Source organism: Aestuariibaculum sp. M13 (assembly GCF_024723255.1).
Classification (GTDB): Bacteria; Bacteroidota; Bacteroidia; order Flavobacteriales; family Flavobacteriaceae; genus Aestuariibaculum; species Aestuariibaculum lutulentum.
In genome coordinates this window covers 870354-897113 of record NZ_JANIAC010000002.1, presented here as the reverse complement: position 1 = coordinate 897113, position 26760 = coordinate 870354, and the positions used below count along the sequence as shown (strand labels likewise).

The following is a 26760-nucleotide window of genomic DNA, read 5'->3' as shown; positions in this document are numbered from 1 at the left end:
AATTATAACGGGAAATTTTGATTAACCAATTGGGTTTGGCGGTACGAGTGATTAAAATACGTATTTGAAATTGCTAATGACGTTTCGTGTAACATATCGCTTAAATCAGTTAATTCTTCATCTAATTTTTCGCGAAGTGTTCGGTCTTCGTTTAAAGTCATTAAACCTGTAATGTTTAGACTTGTAATTTTGTTATTAGCCGTTGCGATTAGTTTCTGGCATTCGGTATAAAAACCAATCAATTCAGAATGCGGCAAACGATCAATATCCTTTTGAATACGTTTTAGTCTGTAGGTTAAGGATTTAGGGTATTCCTTGTCAAGTAAAGTTAAATTAATCACATTTTCAAGACTTAAATACGATCGGTAACTGTAGCGATAAATATTTAAACTTTCGTCACTGCTTAATAAGGATTCCAGAATGTCGTATTGCAGACGTTCTTCATAATTGAAAACCATTAATGATCTGAATTTTGAGATTTGCATCATGGCTTGTTCGGTTTGAAGCCCTATAAAATAAAGCAACAGGCCTTGTTGCACCAGAATACTTTCCTCAATTAATCCCATAAAGGCAATGAGTCGTGTAATGGTGCGATCGAGTAATTTAGTAAGCGCCGGAACTGTATATAGATCGGCTTCATCAAATTTACGCCATAGTTTTTTTATACTGTCGAATACGCGCCACATGTCTTTAGACCAAAGGTTGCGAAGCGAGTAGTATGAATTGTTAAAGCTGGTCAAGGTTTGCGCCAAACTACCCATACGCTCTTTATCGAATATTAATGATATAATTTCAGGTAATGGGTTCTCCAATAAGATATCACTATGCTCACCAACAAATCCCGGGAAAGTAGAGGTGATATTTGTTAAGGATTGCAGTAAGTATTTTAGGCTTTCAGAATTGTTTTCTTTGGCACTGTACTGCTCATCCGTCATTTTATTAAGCACCATTCTAATATAACGTGCTGTTACCAGAGCGCGACCTAAATAGCGTCCGGACCAGAACAAGTTTTCAGCAGTATTACTCGGTAAATCGTTAATATCGGAAATAGAAATTTTGCAGGAACTATCCCAGGCGTAATGCTTGATGTTATTTTGAATTTCATCAGATAAGACCCATAAATCTTTACTCATTCCACCACGCTGATTCGAAACAAACAGATTTTCACGTTCGGGAGCTACCCTTACTAATCCACCGGGCATGACTTTATAGCTTTCCTTTTTTGAAATGGCAAACGTTCTGCACATTACTTTTCTGGCTTCTAAATGATCATTTACAAAATCCGGCGAAGTTGAAAAAGTAATTTTTTCCTGAGCGACATAGCGATATGGATTTGCCGAAATATCTTTTTTAAGTTTATCTAAAGCTTCAGGACTCAAGAATTCACAGAAAAATAAGCTTTCGCGGTTAGAACGATCAATGCGTTTAACCACAAGGTTTTTAATGTTTTTAAAAACATAATCGCGCTCCTTTTCCTGTCCGCACCACCAGGAAGCGATCTGAGGAAGGATTAAATCTTCATTGAAGAAATAATTACAAATAGCATTCATAAACGGAATTAATCCTGAATTTTCTAAAACACCACTACCTATAGGGTTTACTATAGCCACATTTTGGTTTCTTACCACATCGAGTAAGCCCGTAACCCCTAGATAACTATCCTCTCGAAGCTCTAAAGGGTCCATAAAAACGTCGTCTACACGACGGTAAATCACATCAACCTGTTTTAGTTCTTTAAGTGTTTTTAAATAAACTTTTCCGTTTCTAACCACTAAATCGTTACCATTAACCAGCGGATAACCTAAGAATGAAGACATATAGGCGTGCTCAAAATAGGTTTCGTTTAAAGGACCCGGGGTTAAAATTACTATACTCGGATTCTCCTTATTTTGAGGTGCGGCCTCAATAAGCATTTGGTTAAAGTCGTAAAAGAAGCCAGATGGTTGTTTTACGTTAATATCTTTAAATAAGCCCGGCAGTACTCTGTTCATAGAATACCTGTTTTCCAGGGCATAACCCATGCCGGAAGGCGCTTGTGTTCTGTCGTTAACCACCCACATACGTCCGTCTGGTCCGCGCGCTAAATCTGATGAATAGATTAATATGTTTTTAGCCGTTTTATATTGAATCTGGTCGCATTGTCTTAAAAAGCCGCGATGGGCGAAAATCACCTCAGGAGGAATGATTCCTTTTTTTATAAGTTCTCGTTTACCGTAAATGTCTTTTAAAACTAAGTTTAAAAGTTCGGCACGTTGTTTTAGGCCTTTTTCAATGGTGCGCCATTCCTCTTTATTTATTAAAAAGGGGATAATGTTTAAATCCCAGGTGCGTTGCATACCTTGAGGATCGTTGTAAACATTATAAGTTACACCGTTTTCATCCATTAACCAGTCAATTTCATTTTGCTTGGCAGTTAATGTTTTTAAATCCATTTCAGAAATATTACTTAGTAATTTTTTCCAATTCGGATTTAAGGACATATCAGATTTTAAAGCTTCATCATAATTTTTCGCTTTCGAAAAATAATTCTGAAATAATATGTTTAAATCTGTGGTCATGTATTAGTTTAGTTTATTTCTTTCGCAAATCTAAGGTATTTGGAAATTCTAAATTAGCAGGTAACACCTTAAAACTGAATTTTTTCGCACTTTCTTTTTCCTGAACACGTTTTGTTGAAGGTTCGATTTCCTGAGATATATTTTCAACACCCCCCTGAGTGTGTCCAAATTCCCAAAAACGACTGATGCGTCGCGATTCTGCTTCAAAACTATTTACAGGGTAAGCGTCGTACGAACGACCACCAGGATGCGAAACAAAATAGGTGCAACCACCTATAGACCGTCGGTTCCAGGTGTCTACTATATCGAAGACTAAAGGCGTATCAACTCCAATGGTTGGGTGCAATGCTGAATACGGATTCCATGCTTTATATCTTACACCAGCAACATATTCTTCTTTTTTAGAGGTGCTTTTTAAATCGACTTTTATGCCGTTACAAGTTAATACATAACGGTCGTTGTTAAAATTATTAACCTTAACCTGAAGGCGTTCAACTGAAGAATCCACATAACGAGCTGTACCTTGTCCGGTAGCTTCTTCACCTAAAACATTCCAGGGTTCTATTCCGGCGCGTAATTCCAGATGCATATTATTGATTTCAACCATACCATGAAGCGGGAAACGGAATTCGAAAAACGGATTAAACCAATCTTCTTTAAAGGCGTATCCTGCTCTGTTTAACTGATTAACGATGTCTTTAATGTCTTCACGAACAAAATGTTCGATTAAAAATTTATCGTGTAATTCGGTGCCCCAACGCACTAAATTGTGTTCGTAAGGTTTTTTCCAAAACCAGGCAACTAAGGTTCTAACCAGTAAATTTTGCATTAAACTCATTTGAGGGTGCGGCGGCATATCGAAAGCACGGAGCTCCAAAATACCTAAACGACCCGAAGATGAATCCGGGGAGTATAATTTATCAATGCAAAATTCGGCACGGTGTGTATTGCCCGTTAAATCGGTTAACAGATGGCGAAATAATCTGTCGGTTAACCAAAACGGAACATCACCTCCTTTAGGAATTTGACTAAATGCAATTTCCAGTTCATAGAGGTTTTCCATTCGGGCTTCATCAATACGAGGCGCCTGACTTGTGGCTCCAATAAAGGCACCAGAGAATAAATAGGATAATCCCGGATGATGTTGCCAGAAAGTCAATAGACTTCGTAATAAACTCGGTTTTCTTAGCAACGGGCTATCGGCAGGAGAAGTTCCTCCCAAAGTAACATGGTTTCCACCACCTGTGCCAGTATGTTTACCATCAAGCATGAATTTTTCGGTTCCTAATCTTGATTTTTTAGCTTCACTATATAAGGTGAAAGTATTTTGACACAATTCCTCCCAATTGTTTGCTGGCTGCACATTTACTTCAATAACTCCAGGATCTGGAGTTACCTTCAAGGAGTCTAATCGGTGGTCTTTTGGGGCGTCGTAACCTTCTAAAACCACAGGAATAGATAAGGCTTTTGCTGTGGCCTCGATGGAAGCCATTAAGTCTAAAAAGATTTCAATGCTATCTAAAGGAGGTAAAAAGAGATGCAGTTTTTCGTCCCTGATTTCGGCACATAAAGCCGTTCTTATAAAATAGTTTGTTTTCTTTTTTGGTATGCCATGCTTTTCAAGGTCCTTTATACGTTTTGAAACAATACGCTGATAGCTTGGTAATGTTTTCTTTTTTGAGAAATTATCGGGTTGGTACACCGGAAATTCCTCATCATTTGATTTAATTAGTAATGAATTTAAAGGTAACCGAAGTCCGATAGGCGAGTTTCCAGGAATTAAAAACAAATGTTCCCTTCTAAATGCCCAGTTGCAGGTATACCATTCGCCTCCGGTATTGTTGAGCGGAATGACATGTCCGGTAGGTTTCGATTTTCCGTCTTTTAATATTTGCTGAAGTTTCTCTTTAACCAGCATGTTTCCATCTTCTTTGGTCGGGTCAATGTCTATAGGCATTTGTCCTTCCTGCCACAGAAAATAGAAAGCATCTTCGTAAGTTGGAATAATAGTTTTATCGGTTACTCCCAGATGTTTTGTAAGGGTTTGTAAAAATAATTTATCTGCATTCTTCGGGATTTTAGCTTTTTCTGAAAATATAGAAAACAGCTTTTTATTGTTCCATATTTTCTTGCCGTCTTTTCGCCAGCAGATTTCAATTTGCCATCTCGGTAAAGGTTCTCCGGGATACCATTTACCCTGAGCCTGATGAATTATAGCCCCTTTCGCAAAAGATTCATAGAGTCTTGCAGAAAGGTTTTTTGCCAGTTCACGTTTATGAGGCCCGTCGGCTTCGGTATTCCATTCAGGAGCTTCCATGTCGTCAATAGAAACGAAAGTAGGCTCGCCACCCATGGTCAATCGAACATCGCCTTTTTGAAGCTGTTTTTCAACTTTGTGTCCCAGTTTGTAAATGGCATTCCATTGCTCTTCGGTATAGGGTTTTGTAACACGAGGAGATTCGAAAATACGGGTTACAGTGTTCTCGAATTCAAATTCAGTTTCACATTTATCGGTCATACCCACTACCGGGGCAGCGCTTTCAAATGAAGGTGTACAGGCCAGAGGAATATGACCTTCACCCGCTAACAATCCGGAAGTGGCATCGAAACCAATCCAGCCGGCTCCGGGAATGTACACTTCAGCCCAGGCATGTAAATCGGTAAAATCTTCTTCAGGACCTGAAGGACCATCTAATGATTTTTCGTCGGATTTAAGCTGAACGATATATCCGGAAACAAAGCGCGCACCAAAACCTAAATGGCGCAGAGCCTGTACCAGTAACCAGGCATAATCCCGGCAAGATCCGTTTTTAAGTTTAAGGGTTTCTTCACAGGATTGAACTCCCGGTTCCATGCGAATATTGTAATTCAGGTACTCGTAAATTTTTCGATTGATATCAATTAAAAAGAAAATGGTTTTTCTAGGCGTATAATCTACAGTTTTAAGAAACTTCTTTAATAGCGGACCGTCGTCGGTGATTTCTAAATAGGGGAGCAGTTCTTTTTTTACTGTTTTGTCGTATTTAAACGGATATTCTTCAGCATACTCTTCAACAAAAAAGTCAAACGGATTGATGGTTTGTAAATCGGCTATAATCTCAACGTCTACAGAAAGTTCTTTGGTTTTCTCAGGAAATACCAAACGTGCCACATAGTTTCCAAACGGATCCTGTTGCCAGTTAAAAAACTGTTCTTTGGGTTCAATTTTTATACTGTAAGATTCAATCGGTGTTCTGCTGTGTGGGGCAGGGCGTAGTCTGAAAATATGTGGTGAAAGGGAAACCGGACGGTCGTATTTGTATTTTGTTTTATGAGAGATTACAATCTTTAAAGCCATAGAGTTACGATTAAATTGTAATACAATTTAAGTGTTTTTTTGACTAAACGAGAAGGTGAGTGTTAAAAAACGATTAAGAATGTAAAATGCTTAAATTTCTGTTGTTTAATTTATTATGTGAATAATTTAGACCTTGATTTTTTGCGGTTAAAGGAAATAAAATAGGCTGATGTTATCGGTTTACACGTCCGGAAACATCACCATTTAATATTGCCATAACTTCATCGACTGTGGCGTAATTTACATCGCCTTCGTAAGTATGTTTTAAAGCACAGGCGGCACTGGCAAATTCCATGGCTTTACAATCGTCGAAAGACTGTAATCCATAAATAAGCCCGGCAGCAAAGGCGTCACCTGTACCTATACGGTCAATAATATGGGTGATATCAAAATCGGTAGTTTCTCGAAATTCTTTACCATTCCACATGCGGGCTCTTATTTTATGCCATGATGCATTTATAGATGTTCTTATTTTATCGAATACTTTTTCAATATTGGGAAAACGTTTCATAAGTTGTTTTGAGGCTTCTATGAAATCGTCGTTAGAGTAGGAGTAATTCGTGCCCAAAACTTCATTAATTTCATTAACGCCGCCTATAAAAATGGTTGATAGCGAAATTAGGTCGGTAAGTACATCTTTTGCATTTTCACCGTATTTCCATAAGCCTTTTCTATAGGTAGGATCGGTTGAAACCTGAATGCCTTTTTCTTTTGCCAAAAGTAATCCGGCTTTTAAGGTGTCGTAGCCTCCTTTCCCAAGCGCAGGTGTAATCCCGGTCCAGTGAATCCATTTGGCTTTTCTTAAAATCGTTTCCCAGTCTACCATTTCAGGGCGAATATCGGCAAAGGAAGAATGTGCACGATTATAGGAAATGGAACTTGGACGCATTACGGCACCAACCTCAAGAAAATAAACGCCAAGAGGCCGATCGGATCTTACAATAGCTGAAGTGCTAACCCCAAACTTCTGAATGTATGAAATGGCTGTGTCTCCAACAAAATCGTTAGAAACACAGCTGATATGTTTTACCTTTTCTCCAAAATTGGCTATTGAAATCCCTACGTTAATTTCTGTGCCTCCAAAGTAGAATTCCAATAAGTTAGCCTGCATGAATTTCTTGTTGCCTTCTGGAGATAAGCGCATTAATACTTCTCCAAATGTGATGATTTGTTTCATTAGTTTAGTGGTTTGTTATTTGGTTTATTCGGTGTAAACTCTGTTTTCCTGCTCGTTTACGCGAATAAATGTGGTACGTTTCGTTAATTCTTTTAAGCGTTGAGCTCCCACATAAGTACAGGTGCTACGCAATCCGCCTAAAATATCCTGAACCGTATTTTCAACATCACCACGATATGGAACTTCTACTGTTTTACCTTCACTGGCACGGTATTCTGCAACACCACCTACATGTTTTTCCATAGCGGTTGACGAACTCATACCATAGAATTTTCTAAACGGTTTGCCATTCTTTTCGATGATTTCTCCGCCACTTTCAGTATGTCCTGCCAGCATACCGCCAAGCATTACAAAATCGGCACCGGCACCAAAGGCTTTGGCAATATCTCCGGGAATGGTACAACCTCCATCACTTATAATTTGTCCGCCCAATCCGTGCGCTGCATCGGCACATTCTATTATAGCAGATAGTTGCGGATATCCCACTCCGGTTTTAACGCGGGTTGTACAAACCGATCCAGGTCCTATACCAACTTTAACGATATCGGCTCCGGAAAGTAATAGCTCTTCCACCATTTCACCGGTAACTACATTTCCGGCAATTATAACTTTATCAGGGTATTGTTCACGAGTTTTCTTTACGAATTCAGCAAAGTGTTCAGAATAGCCATTAGCAACATCAATACAAATGAATTTTAAGTAAGGGTTGAATTTAAAAATAGAGGCTAGTTTTTCGGAATCCTGCTCACTTATTCCTGTGCTAACAGCAATATATTTTTCAATGTTTTCAGGCAGCTTAGATGAAAAAACATTCCAATCGGTAATAGAATAATGTTTGTGTATGGCGGTAAAGATTTGTTTTTCAGATAAGGCTTTAGCCATTTCAAAAGTGCCAACGGTATCCATATTAGCAGCCATAATTGGAATGCCTGACCATTCTAATGGGCTGTGTAAAAATTTGAATTCGCGTTCTAAGCTCACTTCCGAACGGCTTTTTAAAGTAGATCGTTTCGGACGAATCATAACATCTTTAAATCCAAGTTTTATATCATATTCTATGCGCATAAATAATTGATTAGGGTTGTGACATGTATCTTGTTATAAATTTAAAAAAAACAAAATAATTATATAGGTTTAAATGCCTGTAATACACTTGTTAATTCGTATAATTATGGATATGTTTGTTAAAAGACTTTTTAAATGCGATTTGTCCCAGGTAAAAAACGTGTAAAATTAAAAACCGCAATTTCTTCAATATTATTAGCCTTTGTTGCTGGTGTCATTTTTTTGGGATATTGTTTTGTAGAACAAAAACTACCTGTAAAAACCATTGCTATAATTCTATTCGGAATGGTCGTGATTCAGGTTTTGTTACTTCAGTATTTTTATAAAAACGAATTAAAGAACAGGACGAAGCGTAAGCATTCTAAAGTATTAATAGACGATTTAAAGCAGAAGTTAGCTCAGGCTAATAAGGAAGCTGACTTTAGTGCTGAATATTTAGCGAACATAAGTTATGAGTTTAGAACGTCTTTAAGTACGGTTTTGGGTATGATAGAAATGCTTAAGAAAACCGATTTGGATGAAGCACAACATATGCAGCTGGAAATCGCTAACATTTCATCGAAGTATATGCATCAGTTGGTAAATATGTTTTCGAGTAATTATGAAGTTAATAACGGCGACATTGTTTTAAATGAAGTTCCTTTCGATTTAAATACTGAATTAATAAACCTGTTCAAAGTGTTCGACTATCAGGCATGGGAAAAAGGATTGACTTTCGATTATAAATTTTTGAAATCTGATGAACCAAAATTTTCCTTAATAGGTGATGAATTACGAATTCAGCAGGTATTAATTAATTTGGTAAATAATGCTATTAAATTCACCAATAAAGGAAAAATTTCCATTATTGTAGATCAAACTATAGCCATAAATGATGAACAAATTGTAACCTTTTATGTGAAGGATACTGGTGTTGGGATGCCTACTGAAATGGTAAAACAGATTTTTAATAGTTCTAAGACTGAAGCAACCGTTTTAACCAAGGAATATCGTGGCGGCGGTTTAGGCTTGTCTACCTGTCATAAACTGGTGAAGTTGATGGGAGGTGAACTGAAAATAGAAACCCAGGAAAATGAAGGAACAACATTTTACTTTAGTTTGCAATTGAAAAAGACCTTAAATGTGAAGGTTGAAACTAAAGTGTCTGAGCCATTATTGGTTAAAAAGCGAAATGTTTTAGTGGCAGAAGATAGCAGAATGAATCGTCGTGTACTTAAGTATTTGCTGGAGCAACAAGGTGTTGATTGTACGTTTGCAAAAAATGGGGTAGAGGCTGTTGAATTGTATAAGTTACTGGATTTCGATTTGGTTTTTATGGATTTGTATATGCCGGATTTGAATGGATTTGAAGCTGCAAAAGCCATTAAACAGACTGATAAATATCGGATAAGTAAAACACCAATAATAGCAGTCTCTGCGAGTGATTTTAAAGAAGATAAGTTAAAAGTGAAGGAGCTTGGTTTGAATGCTTTCTTATCTAAACCAATTGACATATATAAGCTAAAAGATATTTTGATAAAATACCTTTTAGCTCAAAAAAAGGTAAGTTAATTACAGTCTATTTTACTGCAATAACACTAATTTCTACATTTACATTTTTAGGTAAACAAGCCACTTGAACAGTTTCACGCGCAGGTGCTGTTTCTTCATTAAAGTAGCTTCCGTAAACGTCGTTAATGTTTACAAACTCGCCCATATCGCTAATAAAAATCGAGGCTTTAACCACATTTTCAAAAGTCATACCGGCAGCCTCTAAAACCGCTTTCAGGTTTTCCATAACTTGTTTAGTCTCGGTTTTAATATCGTCAAGAACCAATTCTCCGGTTTCCGGATTAAAAGCTATTTGTCCAGAGGTGTAAAGCGTATTTCCGGTTAAAACAGCTTGGTTGTAAGGACCAATAGGAGCAGGGGCTTTGGGAGTTGTAATTATTTGTTTCATTTCTAATTTATAAGGAAATTATGTGCTTATTATAATGTAATATCCGGTTGTCTGCGTTTCTCGTACTTTAAGTCTTTTAGCATACTTGATTTAATTCCGATAAAGAAATTCCAGGAAGTTCTGTCACTAAAAGGAATCCAGCTAAAGTTCATGCGCCAACTTTTTAAATCGCGTTCAAAACGTAATTGCGTATAAGTGAATCCTGCATTTTTTAAATCGTAACCGGAAGAATAACCAATCGACCATTTGTCGGATAGTTTAACGTCTCCAGAGAACATTAAAGAGTGTGACGAAATCTGGTTTTCACGACGCGAATTCGAATAGTTTACAGCATAGGCAATACGTAAACTCCAAGGAATACTATAGCTGTATAATCCGTTTTCAGCGCCATCACTTTCTTCGCCTTCTTCACTGAATTGCTGGTTAGCGAAATCTTCAGAAACCCCAAACATGTCATCATCACGACCACCACTACGAATGTTTTCCTGGATACCGCGGTCGTTACTTTTGTCTCTGGATTTTCCATTTTTACTGGAAATAGACCAGCTGGTTGTCAGGTTCGCACTGGTTAATCTGAAAAGACTTCCGCCGTTATCGATATTAAATTTATCAATTTTTTGATTGTTGTTATCTAAGGCGTAAGGATCTAAAGTGGCACCAAAGTTAACACTCATTTTGTTATTAAAGAACTGGGTTCCACCGCTCATTCTTACCGGGCTCCATTGTAATGAATCGCCAGCAAAGTTGTAAGATGTTGAAAAGTTTAAGTTGTTTAAAAGTACAATTTTCTTAGCTTCTTTTGCAGTAGAGTCTTTATCGCGAACTTTAGCTTCTAAGTTATTCGATACCGAAATACCCATGGAGCTTGAAAAGGTTTTATTGGGTGAACCGAAAATACCATTTTGGAAACGCGTATACTCTAAATCCACGCCCTCATAAATCGCATCAAGTTCGCCTTGAGTTAAACCATCGGCATTAACCACTTCGGCAGATTCGTAATATTTATCGAAAGCTGGATTGATATTATAACTAACAGAAGGACGCATCACGTGACGAATGGCTTTTATTTTTCGGTCTTTCCCTTCTTTTTCAAAGTTAAACATACCGTATACAGTTGTTCCTAAACTGGTGCTAAAATTATAAGTTCTAAAGGCATCGAAACCATTTAATGTTTCGGTTTCTGCTTTTCCTTCAGCCGCATTATACGTTTCTTTTTCGGTTTTAAAAGTCCAAACTTCGTTATAGTTTGTACTTGCACTAACACTAAAGTATTTAAATAATTTAAAGTTGGTGCTTAAAGGAATGCTGTGCTGAAATCCGGCGCGCGCATCGTCAAACATTTCGCTTTTAAAGAAAAACTCGTCAGTTGTTGTAATTCGGTTTTCTCCACGAACACTGTACTGTAAGTTAATGTTCTGAAACAATCCTTTTTTAGTTCCGGTTTTTGGTATAAAAGGATAAATTCTACCAACACTACCCTGAAAGGTAGGTAAGGTCATGTTGATGGTTTCTGTATTTGTGTTTTGTGAGTGCGTGGCCGTTAAACTAAAATTTACAGAAGGTTCTCCTAAAAAGGTTTTAGAATAGGATACCGATGACGATAAGGTGTTGTTTAAGAACGAACCGGAGTTGATTTGGTTAATCGAGTTTCTGTAGTATTTACTACTACCTAGGTTAACCGATGCCGAGAATCTTGAATTCGGACTTGCTTTAGAATCCTGACTGTGCGACCAGCGAAGGTTGTATATGGTGTTTCTAGAATAATCTGGAAATCCGCGTTCGCTGTTAATTAGGTTTTCATATCTAAAGCCAACATTTCCTCTAAATTTATAACGCTTGGCATAGGTGCTTTCTAATCGCATACCGTAACTACCATTGGTGTAATAATCTCCTAAAACGGCTAAGTCTACATAATCGCTAATAGCAAAATAATATCCTCCGTTTTGTAAAAAGTAACCGCGGTTGTTTTGCTCCCCAAAACTTGGTATAATAATTCCCGATGTCTGTTTTTCCGATTGCGGAAAGAATCCGAATGGTAAAGCCACCGGTGTTGGCACATCGTAAATATAAAGGTTAGTAAATCCGGTTACAATTTTCTTGCCTGGTACAATTTTAGCCTTGCGAAGTCTAAAGTAATATTCAGGATCGTCAAGGTCTTCGGCAGTGGTATACTTAGCCTCTTTTAAAAAGTAAACAGAGTCGTTTTGCTTTTTAGTGACTTTGGCAATAACGGTACCTTCACCTTGTTCAGTCTGTGAGTTATAAATTAAGGCTTTCTTAGATTTCGTATTAAAAATAATAGAATCAGGTTCTACAACATTGCTACCTTGTGTGAATACAGGTTTTTGGGTGTAGCCGTTTATAGTATCGGTAATTCCTTTAGCATGAACGGTGTTATTGGTGTAGTCGATAATAATGGTTCCCGCCTTAATGTTCATGTCACCATAATCAATACTCGCTTCGTTATGTAAATAGAGTCTATGCTCTGTTTTGTTGAATCTTGTATAGTCGGTAGCATGGTATTTTACCGTGTGTTCCAGTAATTCTTTTTTAGGTTTAACAGAGTCGGTTAAAGTGGTATCTTGTGATTTCTCTGATAGTTCTGGGGCAATAATACTATCTGCATTAATAGTTAATGTTTCCTCACTTCGTTCAATGGTTTTGCCCTTTTTCGGGATGTCTTGTGCGAAGCTTAACGTGTTTATAAACACTGTAAAACTTAATGCAAAAAGTATTTTAAAGTTGTTTGTATGCAACGCTTTTAAATGTATTTTTGTAAAAGTATGGCTCGGTTTTTGAAAAGCCAAAATTACATATATTTTTCTGTGATTGATTTATAAATTAATTAAATTTTAAAATTAAGCGAACACGTAATTTATTAGAGTAATAAAGGGTGTTTTTTTACCGTTAAATTTTAAAATAGTCTTATTTTTATGTCTAAAGCTATAGTTGCAGCCATAATTGTGCCATATCTTATAATTTTAAAATAATATGATTTACCAAATGAAAACGAACAGCCTATTACTTTTCGTATCTTTTATATTAGTATTAACATTTTCCGCTTTTACAACATCTGATAAGGATGCTGAACGGGGGAAGTTTGTTGTGGTATTAGATGCAGGACATGGTGGTCACGATCCTGGTAATATGGGTAATGGATACAAGGAAAAGGATATTGCATTAAAAATTGTTCTGGAAGTCGGGAAGATGATTGAAAAAAATCCGGACATTAAAGTGGTGTATACACGTAAGTCTGATGTGTTTGTAGATTTGTTTGTTCGAGGACAAATAGCCAATAAAGCCAATGCAGATTTGTTTGTGTCGGTGCATTGTAATGCGCACCACTCGTCGGCGCACGGAACAGAAACATTTGTTTTAGGAACCCATAGAAATCAAACCAATTTTGAAGTTGCTAAAAAGGAGAACTCGGTAATCTTCTTAGAGAGTGATTATGAGAAGAAATATGCTGGTTTCGATCCTAATTCACCGGAATCTGTTATGAGTATTTTGTTTAGTCAGGAGGAATATTTAGATCAGAGTATTCAGCTGGCGAGTTTAATTCAGAAGAAATTCACAAATAGATTAAAAAGAAATAACCGAGGAGTAAAGCAAGCAGGATTTATTGTTTTGCATCAAACGGTAATGCCAAGTGTGCTTATTGAAACAGGGTTTTTAACCTATAAGGAAGAAGGAGGGTATTTAAATTCTTCCAAAGGTCAGCGTGAAATGTCTACAGCAGTTGCCGATGCTATTTTAGAATACAAGCATATTCTTGACGGTAATATCGGTGAATATGCCTTTATTGAAGAATCAGCAACTAATGAAGAGGAGGAAACCCCAACTCAGGTTGTGGCAGAGGATATTCATGACGATATCACATTTAAAATACAAATCGCAGCAAGTTCTAAAGCATTAGAACCAAAACCTTATAACTTTAAAGGTCTCGATGAAATTTCAAGAGTTAAGGAAGGGAGTCTGTACAAATATTTTTATGCCAGCACGTCTGATTATAATCAAATAAAGCAAAAAGAAGAAGTAGCAAAGCAAAAGGGGTATAAGTCCAGTTTTATTGTTGCTTTTAAAGATGGTAAAAAAATAAGCCTTGCCGAGGCGTTAAAAACAACTGCTAATTAAAAGCGTTCTTTTTAAATTTATTTTAAATTTGTGCAACTAAATCATATACTTTGAAAATATCAAGAGAAGTTAAAACAGGCTTATTAGTAGTATTGGGAATTGTTCTTTTTGTTTTTGGTTACAACTACTTAAAAGGACGAAATTTACTGGAAGCAGAAGATCTTTACTATACAGATTTCGATTATAACGCATTAACCAAATCTTCAATAGTAACGGTGAAAGGAAATACTGTTGGGAAAGTTCAGGATATCTCTTACGATTACGAAACTGGAAAAACCCATATAGCTTTTACTGTTAACCCGAATTTAAGATTTTCAAAGAATTCAACCATTCGAATGTATGAAACTGGCTTAATGGGCGGTAACGGATTAGCTATTTTAGTTAGCGAAGAAGGCGAGCAGGCAAAACCAGGTGATAAATTAAAATCTGAAGTTGAAATGGGACTGGTAACCAGTTTGTCGAAAAACTTTTCTGGTTTGAGTATGGATTTGAATTCTGCATTGGAATCTGCCGATTCTTTAATTGTTAGTTTGAATAAGGTGGTTAACGACCAGTCTGAACAAGGTTTAAGACATACCGTTGCACAGCTGAATGAAACTTTAAAAGCTTTCGAAGCAACCTCATTACATATTAATGGGTATTTAGTAGATAATAAACAAACCATCGAAGCTACCTTAAGTAATTTTAAATCGTCTAGTGAAGATTTATCTGTGATGATGGCCGATTTGAAAGAGGCCGATATGGGAGCAACCATAGCGTCGTTAAATAAAACTTTAGAGAGTCTTCAAAGTGTATTGGCTTCTGTAGATCAGGGGGAAGGAACGCTTGGAAAATTGCTGAAAGACGAAGGTTTATACAATAACATAGAAGGAGCAACCAAAGAAATGGAAGAGTTGCTTAGAGATATTAAACTACACCCAAAACGTTATTTCAGAATTTTATCGAAAAAGGAAATTCCGTATACCAACGAAGAAACTAACTAATTACCAATGGAATACTTGCCAAATGTACTTTTTGCTATCATTTTAGCTGCGGGTATTGGCTATTTTGCTAAAAATGTAAAGAAGCTAATACGTAATATAAAATTAGGACGCGATGTCGACGTAAGCGATAATAAGTCTGAACGTTTTAAAAACATGGCCATGATTGCCTTGGGGCAAAGTAAAATGGTACGCAGGCCGGTAGCGGGTATTTTGCATATTGTTGTGTATTTGGGCTTCATTATCATCAATATTGAAGTTTTAGAGATTATCATTGATGGGTTATTTGGAACGCATCGTATATTTTCAGGAATCGGAGCCACTTACGGATTTTTAATCGGTGCTTTTGAAGTTTTAGCTTTATTAGTGTTGGTATCGGTAACGGTATTCTGGATTCGTAGAAATATTATTAAACTGAAACGTTTCTGGAAAGCCGAAATGACCAGCTGGCCTAAAAACGATGGTAATTTCATTTTGTACTTCGAAATAGTATTAATGACCTTGTTTTTGGTTATGAATGCTACCGATGTGCATTTTCAGGCTATGAACTCAGGAAATGTCATCAGTCAGTTTATAGCTCCTTGGTTTAGCGGATTATCCGAAGGCGCGCTTCATGTTATAGAACGTGGTGCTTGGTGGCTGCACATTGTAGGGATTTTAGTTTTCCTAAACTACTTATACTTTTCAAAGCATTTACATATTCTTCTGGCGTTCCCAAATACGTATTACGGTAAGTTAGCGCCAAAAGGGCAATTGAATAATTTGGAATCTGTTACCAATGAAGTGAAAATGATGATGGATCCGAATGTCGATCCGTTTGCAGCACCTGCAGAAGGAGCTGAAGCGGCGATGCCGGAGAAATTCGGAGCCAGTGATGTTCAGGATTTAAGTTGGGTACAGTTATTAAATGCCTATACCTGTACCGAGTGTGGTCGATGTACAAGCGAGTGTCCCGCAAACTTAACAGGAAAGAAATTATCGCCTCGTAAAATCATGATGGATACCCGCGACCGTTTAGAGGAAGTAGGAAAAAATATTGATGCCAATAATGGTGAATTTAAAGATGACGGCAAGCAATTATTAGGTGATTATATTTCAACCGAAGAATTGTGGGCGTGTACAACATGTAATGCCTGTGTTGAAGCCTGTCCGGTAAGCATCGATCCGTTGTCAATAATTTTAGAAATGCGTCGTTATTTAGTAATGGAGCAAAGTGCTGCACCAACCGAGTTAAATAACATGATGACCAATATAGAAAATAATGGTGCACCATGGCCATATAGCCAAATGGACCGTTTAAATTGGAAAGACGAATAGATGAACACATGAAATATTCAACCGCCATATTAACGTTTATTTTTATGTTTTCATTGAAAAACGTTTCTGCACAGGTTGGATATCAGAAGGATTCTTTACAAATTAAGGTGTATACAGAGGTCGAATATCAGAATTATTGGGCTCAGGATATAAGAGTGAAGAAGGTATTTTGTGATTATTGCACAGAATTTCAAAAGGAACAAATTGGCAACGAGGCGCTTAGGCGAACTTACTTCGTTAGAAACGATAAGAAATTCAGAATGCCAACGGGTGTTTTTCGTCACGCGCTTTACATAAGAATAGCAAAAAGAGATTTTGCAAGATTACGAGAAGATAATATGATGCAGGATTCTGTTTTAACGATAAACGAACAACAAAACTAAAGACATAATCTTTATTAAAAGGAATAACTAATGAGCGAAGTACTTAAGGTGCCAACCATGGCAGAATGTATGGCGGAAGGTAGACAACCTGAAATTTTATTTTGGGTAGGTTCAGCTGGAAGTTATGACGATAGGGCTAAAAAAATAACCAGAGCATTCGTTAAAATTCTTAATAAAGCCAATGTTGATTTTGCAGTATTAGGAACCGAGGAAAGTTGTACAGGAGATGTTGCTAAGCGGGCCGGAAATGAGTTTTTGTTCCAAATGCAGGCGGTAACCAACATCGAAATTTTAAATGCCTACGAAGTTAAGCGCATTGTAACAGCGTGTCCGCATTCATATAATACTTTAAAAAATGAATATCCTCAGTTAGGTGGAACTTATGAAGTGTTGCATCATACCCAATTTATAAATGAACTTATTACTTCAGGGCGCTTAAAGGTTGAACGCGAAAATACTTTTAAAGGAAAGCGCATCACATTTCACGATCCTTGCTACCTAGGTCGCGCTAATGATGTGTATGAAGCGCCAAGAGCTCTGCTACAAACTTTAGGTGTAGAATTGGTTGAAATGAAACGCCACCGTAAAACGGCATTATGTTGTGGAGCAGGAGGAGCACAAATGTTTAAAGAACCTGAAAAAGGCGATAAAGATATTAACGTTTTAAGAACTGAAGATGCTCTTGAAACCAACCCTAATATTATTGCTACCGGTTGTCCGTATTGTAATACTATGATGACCGACGGTGTTAAAATAAAGGAAAAAGAAGCCGAGATATCGGTATTAGATGTGGCAGAATTAATTGCCAATGCACAAGGAGAATAAAAATATGTAAGCTGAGCGCAGGCTAAGCGTCTTAAAAAGAAAAAAATGCTAGTAGATTTTAATACATTACCAGAAGAATCCCGAGTTTGGATATATCAGGCTAATCGTTCGTTTACCGACGAAGAGGTTTCAGAAATAGAAGAAAAATTAAATGTATTCTTAGAGAACTGGACCGCTCATGGCAGTGATTTAAATGCCGGCTATCTTATAAAATACAAACGCTTTATCATTATAGGTTTAAATCAGAATTTAAACAAAGCGACTGGCTGCTCAATAGATGCATCGGTTCGTTTTATTCAGGAGTTAGAACAAGATTATAAAGTCGATTTAATGGATAAGATGAACGTGTCTTATAAGCAAGGTGAATATGTTGCTTATAAATCGCTTACCGATTTTAAACAGATGGCTAAAGATAAGGCGGTGTCTAAAAACACCATAGTTTTCAATAATCTGGTGGCAAATATTGCCGATTTTAATGAAAACTGGGAAGTGCCTGCAAGCGAAAGCTGGCATAGCCGTTTTTTAAAATAATTCTAAATTAACACTTGCTGTAATATATTGTTTTTAGTAGCGTTTATAATTGTAACTTAGGTTACAGTTTATTAGAGATGTAAACTGTAATTTCATCTTCTCTCAAAGAACATACTAATGAAAAAAGTATTTATAGCAAGTGTTTTTTTTATAGCATTTGGTTTTAGTGGTTTTGCTCAAGATTGGTTTACTAATTTTGATAAGGCCAAACAAGAAGCATCTCAATCACATCACAATATTATATTGGTTTTTCAGGGCTCCGATTGGTGTACACCTTGTATTAAACTGGATAAGGAAATCTGGAGTACCGCAGAATTTCAGGAATTAGCCAAAGACCATTTTGTCATGATGCAGGCCGATTTTCCAAGGAAAAAAGCCAATAAATTACCCGAAGATATAGCGGAACAAAATGGCATGCTTGCTGAAAAATACAATCAGCAAGGGTATTTCCCTTTTGTTGTCGTGTTAAACCCAGAAGGAAAAGTTTTGGGTAATGCAGGTTACGAAAAAATGTCTCCAACTGAGTATTACAATAAATTAGCGTCTTTTGAAAAGTAAAATCGGCATCGGTTTTATGCTTATGTTTTTCATGAATACACTCTGTTATGCGCAGCATGTGTATCAAAGAACACTAAAGTTAATGGGAAGTCGTTTCGATATCTCGGTGGTAGCGAATAGCCAGCAAGAGGGCGACACTTATATAGATTTAGCTGTTCATGAGATTTCCAGAATTGAAAAGCTTATTTCTTCATGGGACGCCAATTCTCAAACTTCAGAAATTATTAAAAACGCCGGAATTCAACCGGTTCAAGTTGATGATGAATTGTTTCAACTTATAAAACGTGCTCTTAAAATTTCAGATTTAACTAATGGGGCTTTCGATATTAGTTATGCATCCATGGATAAAATCTGGAAGTTCGATGGGAGCATGACCGAGATGCCTTCCGCGGAAGCGATAAAACAATCGGTAGCTAAAGTAGGGTATAAAAATATTATTTTGAACGAGGCTGATCATTCCGTGTTTTTAAAAAATAAAGGAATGAAAATTGGCTTTGGAGCCATTGGTAAAGGTTATGCGGCAGATAAAGCTAAGGCGCTTCTAATGAATAAAGGCGTTACGGCAGGAATTATTAATGCTTCCGGCGATTTGAATGCCTGGGGAACACAACCGGATGGTAAGGACTGGATGGTCGCGATTGTTAATCCGTTGAATAAAGGTAAAGTGTTTTCCTGGTTACCAGTACATAATAGTGCCGTGGTGACTTCAGGAAATTATGAAAAGTATGTAAGCTTCAATAACACGTTGTATACCCATATTATAGATCCCAGAACAGGATATCCGAGTACGGGGATTTTGAGTGTAAGTATCTTTACCGCGAACGCCGAATTAGCAGATGCCTTGGCGACTTCGGTTTTTGTTATGGGTGTTGATGTAGGACTTGATTTTGTGAATCAACTAAAAGGAGTGGAGTGTATTATTGTCGATAAGGATAATAAACTCATAACCTCAAAAAATATAAATTTAAAGCAAACCCAATAATATGAAATTCCTATTAATATCGGTTGTTATGGGCGTGACGTTTACCTCGTGTACGGTGGTGAAGGAATACGAAAAGGTGAATTTAAACGACCCTGATATGGTTTTGTCAAAAAAGCCGTCAGATCGTTTTATAACAAATTTTCAGGTCTATCGTGAGGCAGCTTCGGGTGCTAACGGGGGGAAGTCTGGAGGAGGATGTGGTTGTAACTAAAGGAATAAGAAGATGAAAAAGATATTAGTTATAGCCGTATTTTGTTTTGCAGTAAATGCTTTTGCTCAAGACTCCACAGCGGTTTATAAAAAGCGTGTTTTAGAATCGACCGAAGTCGATTTCTTAACGAGTTATTATACTCAGGATGGAAACAATGCCTCGGTTACCGGTGGTATTGGAACGGAAAAATTAACCGATTTTACACCAACTATTGTGGTAAGTGTGCCTTTAAACGCAGACGATGTTTTAACTGTTGATGCCGGTATTTCGGCGTATTCTTCAGCGTCATCGAGTAATTTGAATCCTTTTGACAGTAGTTCGGGGGCTTCAGCAGGAGGAGGAGATGATCTTGAAGATGACGATGTTTTCAATACAAATGGGCCTATTGGTTCTCCTTGGGTGGCCTCGTCAGGAGCTTCACAAAGTGATGTGTGGGGGAGTGTAACGATAGATTATAGCCATAGTTCGGATGATAGAAATACTATTTTAAACGTAGACGCTTCCTTTGCATCAGAGTTCGATTATTCTTCTATTGGTTTTGGAGGTGGCATTACTAAATTATTTAATGATAAAAATACAACCCTAAACGTTAGTGGGAAGGTGTATTTAGATTCTTGGAGACCACGCTATCCTACAGAGTTGGATTCGTATTATGAGTCTAACGGGAATTTGAATAATGGCTTTTTTCAAAATGTACCTATATATGATCAGCTAGGAAACGAAATAAACAAAAATGGAGTTGTTGCTTGGAAACCAGTTATGTCACCGTTTATTGAAGATAAATCAAGAAATTCATATTCGGTTTCGGTAAGTTTTTCTCAAATATTGAGTAGAAATATGCAATTCTCATTGTTTTTTGATTTGGTACAGCAAAAAGGCTGGTTATCAAACCCGATGCAACGGGTCTATTTCGGTGATGTCGGTAATTTCTATATGGGAAATCCGTCAAGTATTCCAAACTATACCTCTACAACGAATAAAGATGTCTTTCAATTAGCTGATGATATTGAACGTCTTCCGGATAGCCGATTTAAAATTCCGGTAGGCATGCGTCTTAACTATTATTTGAATGAAATGTTTGTGTTGCGAACATATTACCGATATTATTCAGATGATTGGGGCATTACCTCGCATACAGCCGAAGTAGAAGTGCCGATTAAGATTTCAAGTAAATTCACTTTGTATCCATCATATCGATATTATACACAAACAGCAGCCGATTATTTTGCGCCTTATGAAATGAACTTATCAACGAGCGAGTTTTATACTTCCGATTATGATTTATCGGAGTTTAATGCCAACCAATATGGTTTTGGGGTAAACTATACCGATATTTTTGCAAAAGCACATATCTGGAAGTTTGGTTTAAAGAGTATCGATTTAAAATACAATAATTATAAAAGAAATACAGGATTGAAAGCTAATATTGTCTCGGCAGGGTTTAAATTTATTATGGATTAGTCTGTTTATAAGCTTTTATAAATCTATATTAAAAAGCTTCGATTTTACTACTAAAAGTGTTATTTTGGCATGATTATTACGGCATATTAATGCAAGTAATAACATCTAAATTAATCCACTTTTATGCGTCAAATCTTTTTTGTAATTAATACCCTATTCATAACAGCCACTATTTTTGCTCAAAATGCGATTAACCCATTACTAACACCAGATGGTCATGCCCAGCAAAGATGGGTAGATAGTATATACGATAGTATGTCCTTAAAAGAAAAAATAGGGCAGTTGTATATGGTTCAGGTTATGTCTAATCAGGATCAGGCAACCAAAAATAAAATCGTCGATTTGATTAAGGAATATCAGATTGGTGGTGTTATTTATTCTCTGGGAGGTCCAGTTCGTCAGGCTAAATTAGATAATGAATTGCAAGCCTTATCGAAAGTCCCGATGTTAGTGGGTATGGATGCTGAATGGGGATTAAGCATGCGCTTAGATTCGACCTATGCCTTTCCATGGAATATGACGCTAGGGGCAATTAAGGACAATAAATTGGTTGAACAAACCGGAAGACAAATAGGAGAGCACTGCAAACGATTAGGTGTACATTTTAACTTTGCACCGGTGGTAGATATTAATACCAATCCTAAAAATCCAATTATAGGAAATCGTTCGTTTGGTGAAGACCGTAATAATGTAACCGAAAAAGCCCTAGCTTTCATGAAAGGGATGCAAAGTGCAGGAGTTTTGGCCAATGCCAAGCATTTTCCCGGACATGGCGATACCGATCAGGATTCTCATAAAACCCTTCCAACGGTTAGTTTTGATGAAAAACGTATCGATTCAATCGAGTTGTATCCGTATAAAAAACTCATAAAAGAAGGATTGTCCAGTGTGATGGTAGCTCATTTAAATGTTCCCAGTTTAGAACCTCGAGAAGGCTATCCATCATCCTTATCAAAACATATTGTTACCGATATTTTAAAAGAGAAATTACAGTTTCAAGGTCTGACATTCACCGATGCTTTAACAATGAAAGGAGCTGCTAATTTTAGTGAAACCGGTGATATTGATTTGGCAGCATTCAAAGCAGGAAACGATGTGATGTTAATGTCGGAAGATGTGGGCATTGGCGTGGCTAAAATTACTGAGGCGTATTACGCTGGTGAAATTTCAGAGGAACGTTTAGCTTATTCGGTAAAGAAAATTTTAAAGGCAAAATATAAAGTTGGATTAAACAAATACAAGCCGATTGAAGTTAAGCATTTGGTTGAAGATTTAAACCGACTTAAAGATGATATCCTTTATGAAGAACTTTTAGAAAATGCCATTACCATAGTGCAAAACGAAAGAGATTTGTTGCCATTTCAACAATTGGAAACCAAGACTATTGCTTATGTTGGTTTAGGAGATGACGATGGAACGCCGTTTTTTAATGAATTAAAGAAATATACTAAAGTACATCATATTGAAGCACCAACTTTGGATGGATTAACGGCTAAGCTTCAGGATTACAATACGGTTATTATTGGCTTTCATCGTTCGAATGCGAATCCTTGGAAAAGCTACGAGTTTACTGAAGACGAATTAAACTGGATTGATAGCATTGCTAAATCGCATACGGTGGTATTAGATGCTTTTGTTAAGCCTTATGCCTTATCAAGCTTAAAGTCTGTTACCAATATTGAAAGCATAATTGTAAGCTATCAGAATAGTGAAATTGCTCAGCAAAAATCAGCACAATTAATTTTTGGAGCAATTGATGCAGTGGGAGTGCTACCGGTTTCTATAGGGCAAACTTTCCCTCAGGGGCATGGTATTCACAGACATGCGATTAAGCGTTTAGGTTATACTATTCCTGAGCGTGTTGGTGTCGATTCTGAGAAATTAAATAAAATTGATTCTATAGCTTTTAAAGCGATAAATGGAAAAATGACCCCTGGAATTCAGTTATTGGTTGCCAGAAAAGGAAAAGTAATTTACAGTAAAAACTTTGGAAAACACACTTACGATGGAAAGGAAAAAGTGGCCTGGGATGATATTTACGACGTGGCTTCGCTCACAAAAATATTAGCAACATTGCCTTTGGTTATGGAAATGGAGGAAGAAGGTATTATTTCATTAGATTCAGAATTAGGTGAATTACTTCCGGAATACAAAGGTTCAAATAAGGAACATGTTACTATAAAGCAAATGTTGTCTCATTATGCGCGATTAAGACCTTGGGAACCGTTTTATTACAAAACTTTAGATGCTGAAACCGGACGCCCAAGTGACACATATTACAGAACGGAACGCAGCAAGGAATTTGATGTAGAGGTCGCTAAAAATATGTATTTACGGTCCGATTATCCTGATTCTATTCAGAAGATTATCAGAGAGTCAGAGTTACTTCCAAAGTTAAAATATCGCTATAGCGACTTTCCTTATTACATTTTAAAGAAATTTATTGAGACCTATTACGACAGAACCTTAGAACAGTTAGTACAAAGTCATTTTTATGAACCGTTAGGAGCGAATTATACGTTGTACAATCCGTATCATAAAATAAGTAATAAGAAGATTGTGCCTACCGAGGTCGACAATTATTACCGCTACAGAGAGGTGCACGGATATGTTCACGATATGGGGGCAGCCATGCAAAATGGTATTGGTGGTCATGCCGGAATTTTTAGTAATGCTAACGATGTCGCTAAGATTATGCAAATGTATTTGCAGAAGGGGTATTATGGTGGAAAGCAGTTTTTAATGTCAGAAACAGTAGATCGTTTTAATACGAGTTATTATAGTTCTAAAGATAACAGACGAGGTGTAGGTTTCGATAAACCACAGTTAAGCGGAGATGGTCCAACTTGTGGATGTGTGTCTTTGTCTAGTTTTGGTCATTCGGGGTTTACAGGAACTTACGCATGGGCAGACCCGGAAAAAGAAATAGTTTACGTATTTTTGGCAAATAGAACTTACCCTAATGCAGATCACAATCTGTTGTTAAAAGAAAATATTAGAACCGATATTCAGAGCTTAATATATAAGGCGATTATCGATTAGTTAAAGTAGTTATACAAGAAAAATGAAAATAGGTATTGTTTGTTACCCAACGTTTGGAGGTAGTGGTGTTGTTGCTACAGAGTTAGGTTTAGAGCTTTCTAAACGTGGTCATGAAATTCATTTTATAACCTATAATCAACCGGTTAGGTTGGAATTGTTGAGCAATAATGTGCATTATCACGAAGTGAATGTGCCTGAATATCCGTTGTTTCATTATCAGCCATACGAGTTAGCTTTATCAAGTAAGTTGGTAGATATGGTGAAACTTCATGGTATAGAAATTTTACATGTGCATTATGCTATTCCACATGCTTATGCGGCTTATATGGCAAAGAAAATGCTTATAGAAGAGAATATCTATGTACCTATCGTAACTACGTTGCATGGTACCGATATTACTTTGGTGGGAAGTCATCCGTTTTATAAACCAGCAGTAACCTTTAGTATCAATAAGTCTGATGCCGTAACTGCAGTTTCTCAAAGTTTAAAAGATGATACCTTACGCTTGTTCGATATTAAGAATGAAATTAATGTCGTAACAAACTTTATTGATTTAGATAAGCACAATGTCTTATTCTCGGATTGCCAAAGAAGTATCATGGCGAAAGACGATGAGAAAATTATAACTCACATAAGTAATCTTCGTCCGGTGAAACGTGTTGAAGATGTTATTGATGTCTTTTATAACATTCAAAAGGAAATGCCAGCAAAATTAATGTTAGTTGGAGAAGGACCAGAGCGTGAAAAAATAGAAGCACGTTGTGTTGAATTAGGTATTTATAATAAGGTGGTATTCTTAGGAAAAAGTAACGAGATAGATAAGATTCTTTGGTTTAGTGATTTATTCTTACTACCATCTCAAACCGAAAGTTTTGGTTTAGCGGCTTTAGAAGCTATGGCCTCTGGTGTTCCTGTAATTTCAAGTAATACTGGAGGAATACCTGAAGTAAATATTCAAGGAGTTTCAGGGTTTTTAAGTGATGTAGGCGATGTAGCTGATATGACTAAAAATGCACTTTATATTTTAAGCGATGAAGAACGATTAAAAACTTTCAAGGAAAACGCTCGCAAAACCGCTGCGCAATTCGATGTGCATACCATTGTTCCTCAATACGAGAAAATTTACGAAGATACTTTAGCTAAGTGTTTAGTGTTATAAACTAGACATGTTGGTCGATTAAAATAGCATTACCATCCGGATCCATTAGTATACAACTTGCGGGACCGGATGTTGTTTCGTCTGCTTCACTTTTTAATAAAATACCTGAAGCTTTCAAATGTTTTTGAATGGTTCTAACATCATCAAAAGTATCAAGGGTATTAGCATTTTCATCCCACCCCGGATTAAAGGTTAGTATGTTGTTTTCAAACATACCCTCAAATAAACCGATTAAGGCATTTCCGTTTTTCATAATAAGATACTTTTTATCCATATCTCCTGCAAAAACAGAAAATCCTAAAGTTTCATAAAAGTGTTTTGAAGCTTTTATATCTTTTACATTTAAACTTACAGAGAAGGCTCCTAAATTCATAGTAAAGTATTTATAGTTAACCTTATAAAGATAGGAATAAGGTTTTAAACTATGTAATTTAAGAGATATAAGGGCAAAAAAAAGCGCCAATTCTGGCGCTTTTAAAATAATATATTGTTTCGATTAGAATTGGTATCTAATACCTAAAGCGATATCAAAATCTAAATCATCGTGGTAATCTCCAAAACCTAATTCAGGTCTGAAATCTAAAGATAACATTAACGGAATGTCAAAACTGTACTCAATACCTAAGTCACCTGCGATAAAAACAAAAGTGTCGTTATCTCCATCGTGTCCAGGTACATCATCGTCCCAGCTATAAGACCCTAAACCACCACCGGCACCAACATACCAGTTAAAACGGTTTTGTAAAGGGAATACCCATTGGTATAAACCTGTAAGTTTAAAACCATCCCAGTTGTTTCCACTTCTCCAGCCTAAGTCAGCTTCTAAACGGTTAGCTGTACCTAAAGCATGTTGATAAGAAATTTCAGCTCCGAAACCATCGCTGTCACCAAGTCTTAAACCTAAAGCGTGTTTTGAAATGTCTTGTGCATTCGAGACAAATACAAATCCTAATACTGCAAATGTTACTAAAAATAATTTTTTCATAAAGTTTTAAGTTTTGTTTATTAAATGAATATACGAAGATTTCTAATAAAAAGATTATAATTTTCGTACTCCACAACTAATTGTAAAAATATGATGAAAATTGTAATTATATTTAT

At 36.6% G+C, this 26760-nt stretch carries 21 protein-coding genes; 13 read left to right on the top strand and 8 right to left on the bottom strand.

What is annotated here, in order from left to right:
• Positions 1–2 precede the first annotated feature (2 nt).
• The 4 genes from NO995_RS10920 to NO995_RS10905 form a co-directional block, all read right to left on the bottom strand.
• Positions 3–2558, bottom strand: a complete 2556-nt coding sequence (locus tag NO995_RS10920; protein WP_258227538.1) for a circularly permuted type 2 ATP-grasp protein — start codon at positions 2556–2558, stop codon at positions 3–5.
• A 13-nt stretch (positions 2559–2571) separates the two neighbouring features.
• The gene (locus NO995_RS10915) at positions 2572–5895 is read right to left on the bottom strand and encodes a DUF2126 domain-containing protein (protein WP_258227537.1); all 3324 of its coding nucleotides are present in this window, start codon (positions 5893–5895) and stop codon (positions 2572–2574) included.
• A gap of 172 nt (positions 5896–6067) precedes the next feature.
• A complete protein-coding gene (locus NO995_RS10910) occupies positions 6068–7072 on the bottom strand; it encodes a sugar kinase (protein ID WP_240572901.1) in 1005 nt (334 codons plus the stop codon).
• 24 nt (positions 7073–7096) lie between these two features.
• Positions 7097–8137, bottom strand: coding sequence for a GMP reductase (locus NO995_RS10905; RefSeq protein ID WP_258227536.1), 1041 nt, complete (start codon positions 8135–8137; stop codon positions 7097–7099).
• A gap of 135 nt (positions 8138–8272) precedes the next feature.
• Here NO995_RS10905 and NO995_RS10900 point away from each other — a divergent pair, with 135 nt between their 5' ends.
• The gene (locus NO995_RS10900) at positions 8273–9688 is read left to right on the top strand and encodes an ATP-binding protein (protein ID WP_258227535.1); all 1416 of its coding nucleotides are present in this window, start codon (positions 8273–8275) and stop codon (positions 9686–9688) included.
• Between the two features lie 7 nt (positions 9689–9695).
• Here NO995_RS10900 and NO995_RS10895 read toward each other — a convergent pair whose 3' ends face one another.
• The gene (locus NO995_RS10895) at positions 9696–10076 is read right to left on the bottom strand and encodes a RidA family protein (RefSeq protein WP_258227534.1); all 381 of its coding nucleotides are present in this window, start codon (positions 10074–10076) and stop codon (positions 9696–9698) included.
• A gap of 29 nt (positions 10077–10105) precedes the next feature.
• Positions 10106–12883, bottom strand: a complete 2778-nt coding sequence (locus NO995_RS10890; RefSeq protein WP_240572905.1) for a putative LPS assembly protein LptD — start codon at positions 12881–12883, stop codon at positions 10106–10108.
• A 196-nt stretch (positions 12884–13079) separates the two neighbouring features.
• Between NO995_RS10890 and NO995_RS10885 the strand changes: the two genes are divergently transcribed.
• The 12 genes from NO995_RS10885 to bshA all read left to right on the top strand — a co-directional run bounded on the left by NO995_RS10885 (position 13080) and on the right by bshA (position 25659).
• Positions 13080–14210 carry an N-acetylmuramoyl-L-alanine amidase gene (locus NO995_RS10885; RefSeq protein WP_258227533.1) on the top strand — a complete coding sequence of 377 codons (1131 nt, stop codon included), beginning with the start codon at positions 13080–13082 and terminating at the stop codon, positions 14208–14210.
• A gap of 50 nt (positions 14211–14260) precedes the next feature.
• A complete protein-coding gene (locus NO995_RS10880) occupies positions 14261–15193 on the top strand; it encodes an MlaD family protein (protein ID WP_240572907.1) in 933 nt (310 codons plus the stop codon).
• A gap of 6 nt (positions 15194–15199) precedes the next feature.
• The gene (locus NO995_RS10875) at positions 15200–16507 is read left to right on the top strand and encodes a (Fe-S)-binding protein (protein ID WP_258227532.1); all 1308 of its coding nucleotides are present in this window, start codon (positions 15200–15202) and stop codon (positions 16505–16507) included.
• 8 nt (positions 16508–16515) lie between these two features.
• Positions 16516–16890 (top strand): hypothetical protein, encoded by a 375-nt coding sequence (locus NO995_RS10870; protein WP_258227531.1) that lies wholly within the window; start codon positions 16516–16518, stop codon positions 16888–16890.
• Between the two features lie 30 nt (positions 16891–16920).
• The gene (locus tag NO995_RS10865; protein WP_258227530.1) at positions 16921–17715 is read left to right on the top strand and encodes a (Fe-S)-binding protein; all 795 of its coding nucleotides are present in this window, start codon (positions 16921–16923) and stop codon (positions 17713–17715) included.
• A 45-nt stretch (positions 17716–17760) separates the two neighbouring features.
• A complete protein-coding gene (locus tag NO995_RS10860; protein ID WP_258227529.1) occupies positions 17761–18246 on the top strand; it encodes an ABC transporter ATPase in 486 nt (161 codons plus the stop codon).
• Between the two features lie 117 nt (positions 18247–18363).
• Positions 18364–18804: a thioredoxin family protein gene (locus NO995_RS10855; RefSeq protein ID WP_258227528.1), complete on the top strand. Its 441-nt coding sequence runs from the start codon at positions 18364–18366 to the stop codon at positions 18802–18804.
• Positions 18805–18835: 31 nt separating this feature from the next.
• Complete coding sequence (locus NO995_RS10850; RefSeq protein ID WP_258227527.1) at positions 18836–19786, top strand: FAD:protein FMN transferase; 951 nt, start codon at positions 18836–18838, stop codon at positions 19784–19786.
• Between the two features lies 1 nt (position 19787).
• Complete coding sequence (locus tag NO995_RS10845) at positions 19788–19997, top strand: DUF4266 domain-containing protein (protein WP_258227526.1); 210 nt, start codon at positions 19788–19790, stop codon at positions 19995–19997.
• A 12-nt stretch (positions 19998–20009) separates the two neighbouring features.
• On the top strand, positions 20010–21458 hold the full coding sequence (locus tag NO995_RS10840) for a DUF3570 domain-containing protein (RefSeq protein ID WP_258227525.1): 1449 nt from the start codon (positions 20010–20012) through the stop codon (positions 21456–21458).
• A gap of 123 nt (positions 21459–21581) precedes the next feature.
• Entirely contained in the window at positions 21582–24500 is a 2919-nt protein-coding gene (locus NO995_RS10835) for a glycoside hydrolase family 3 N-terminal domain-containing protein (protein WP_258227524.1), read from the top strand.
• 22 nt (positions 24501–24522) lie between these two features.
• Complete coding sequence (gene bshA / locus NO995_RS10830) at positions 24523–25659, top strand: N-acetyl-alpha-D-glucosaminyl L-malate synthase BshA (protein ID WP_258227523.1); 1137 nt, start codon at positions 24523–24525, stop codon at positions 25657–25659.
• A gap of 1 nt (position 25660) precedes the next feature.
• Here bshA and NO995_RS10825 read toward each other — a convergent pair whose 3' ends face one another.
• Positions 25661–26032, bottom strand: a complete 372-nt coding sequence (locus NO995_RS10825; RefSeq protein ID WP_258227522.1) for a VOC family protein — start codon at positions 26030–26032, stop codon at positions 25661–25663.
• A gap of 123 nt (positions 26033–26155) precedes the next feature.
• Positions 26156–26644 (bottom strand): hypothetical protein, encoded by a 489-nt coding sequence (locus NO995_RS10820; protein ID WP_240572918.1) that lies wholly within the window; start codon positions 26642–26644, stop codon positions 26156–26158.
• Positions 26645–26760: the final 116 nt, after the last annotated feature.

Coding starts and splice junctions, on each gene's coding strand:
- NO995_RS10900 (WP_258227535.1), top strand. CDS start 8,273: ATGCGATTTGTCCCAGGTAAAAAACGTGTAAAATTAAAAACCGCAATT.
- NO995_RS10845 (WP_258227526.1), top strand. CDS start 19,788: ATGAAATTCCTATTAATATCGGTTGTTATGGGCGTGACGTTTACCTCG.
- bshA (WP_258227523.1), top strand. CDS start 24,523: ATGAAAATAGGTATTGTTTGTTACCCAACGTTTGGAGGTAGTGGTGTT.
- NO995_RS10870 (WP_258227531.1), top strand. CDS start 16,516: ATGAAATATTCAACCGCCATATTAACGTTTATTTTTATGTTTTCATTG.
- NO995_RS10835 (WP_258227524.1), top strand. CDS start 21,582: ATGCGTCAAATCTTTTTTGTAATTAATACCCTATTCATAACAGCCACT.
- NO995_RS10885 (WP_258227533.1), top strand. CDS start 13,080: ATGAAAACGAACAGCCTATTACTTTTCGTATCTTTTATATTAGTATTA.
- NO995_RS10860 (WP_258227529.1), top strand. CDS start 17,761: ATGCTAGTAGATTTTAATACATTACCAGAAGAATCCCGAGTTTGGATA.
- NO995_RS10820 (WP_240572918.1), bottom strand. CDS start 26,644: ATGAAAAAATTATTTTTAGTAACATTTGCAGTATTAGGATTTGTATTT.
- NO995_RS10895 (WP_258227534.1), bottom strand. CDS start 10,076: ATGAAACAAATAATTACAACTCCCAAAGCCCCTGCTCCTATTGGTCCT.
- NO995_RS10840 (WP_258227525.1), top strand. CDS start 20,010: ATGAAAAAGATATTAGTTATAGCCGTATTTTGTTTTGCAGTAAATGCT.
- NO995_RS10920 (WP_258227538.1), bottom strand. CDS start 2,558: ATGACCACAGATTTAAACATATTATTTCAGAATTATTTTTCGAAAGCG.
- NO995_RS10915 (WP_258227537.1), bottom strand. CDS start 5,895: ATGGCTTTAAAGATTGTAATCTCTCATAAAACAAAATACAAATACGAC.
- NO995_RS10910 (WP_240572901.1), bottom strand. CDS start 7,072: ATGAAACAAATCATCACATTTGGAGAAGTATTAATGCGCTTATCTCCA.
- NO995_RS10865 (WP_258227530.1), top strand. CDS start 16,921: ATGAGCGAAGTACTTAAGGTGCCAACCATGGCAGAATGTATGGCGGAA.
- NO995_RS10855 (WP_258227528.1), top strand. CDS start 18,364: ATGAAAAAAGTATTTATAGCAAGTGTTTTTTTTATAGCATTTGGTTTT.
- NO995_RS10825 (WP_258227522.1), bottom strand. CDS start 26,032: ATGAATTTAGGAGCCTTCTCTGTAAGTTTAAATGTAAAAGATATAAAA.
- NO995_RS10875 (WP_258227532.1), top strand. CDS start 15,200: ATGGAATACTTGCCAAATGTACTTTTTGCTATCATTTTAGCTGCGGGT.
- NO995_RS10905 (WP_258227536.1), bottom strand. CDS start 8,137: ATGCGCATAGAATATGATATAAAACTTGGATTTAAAGATGTTATGATT.
- NO995_RS10850 (WP_258227527.1), top strand. CDS start 18,836: ATGAATACACTCTGTTATGCGCAGCATGTGTATCAAAGAACACTAAAG.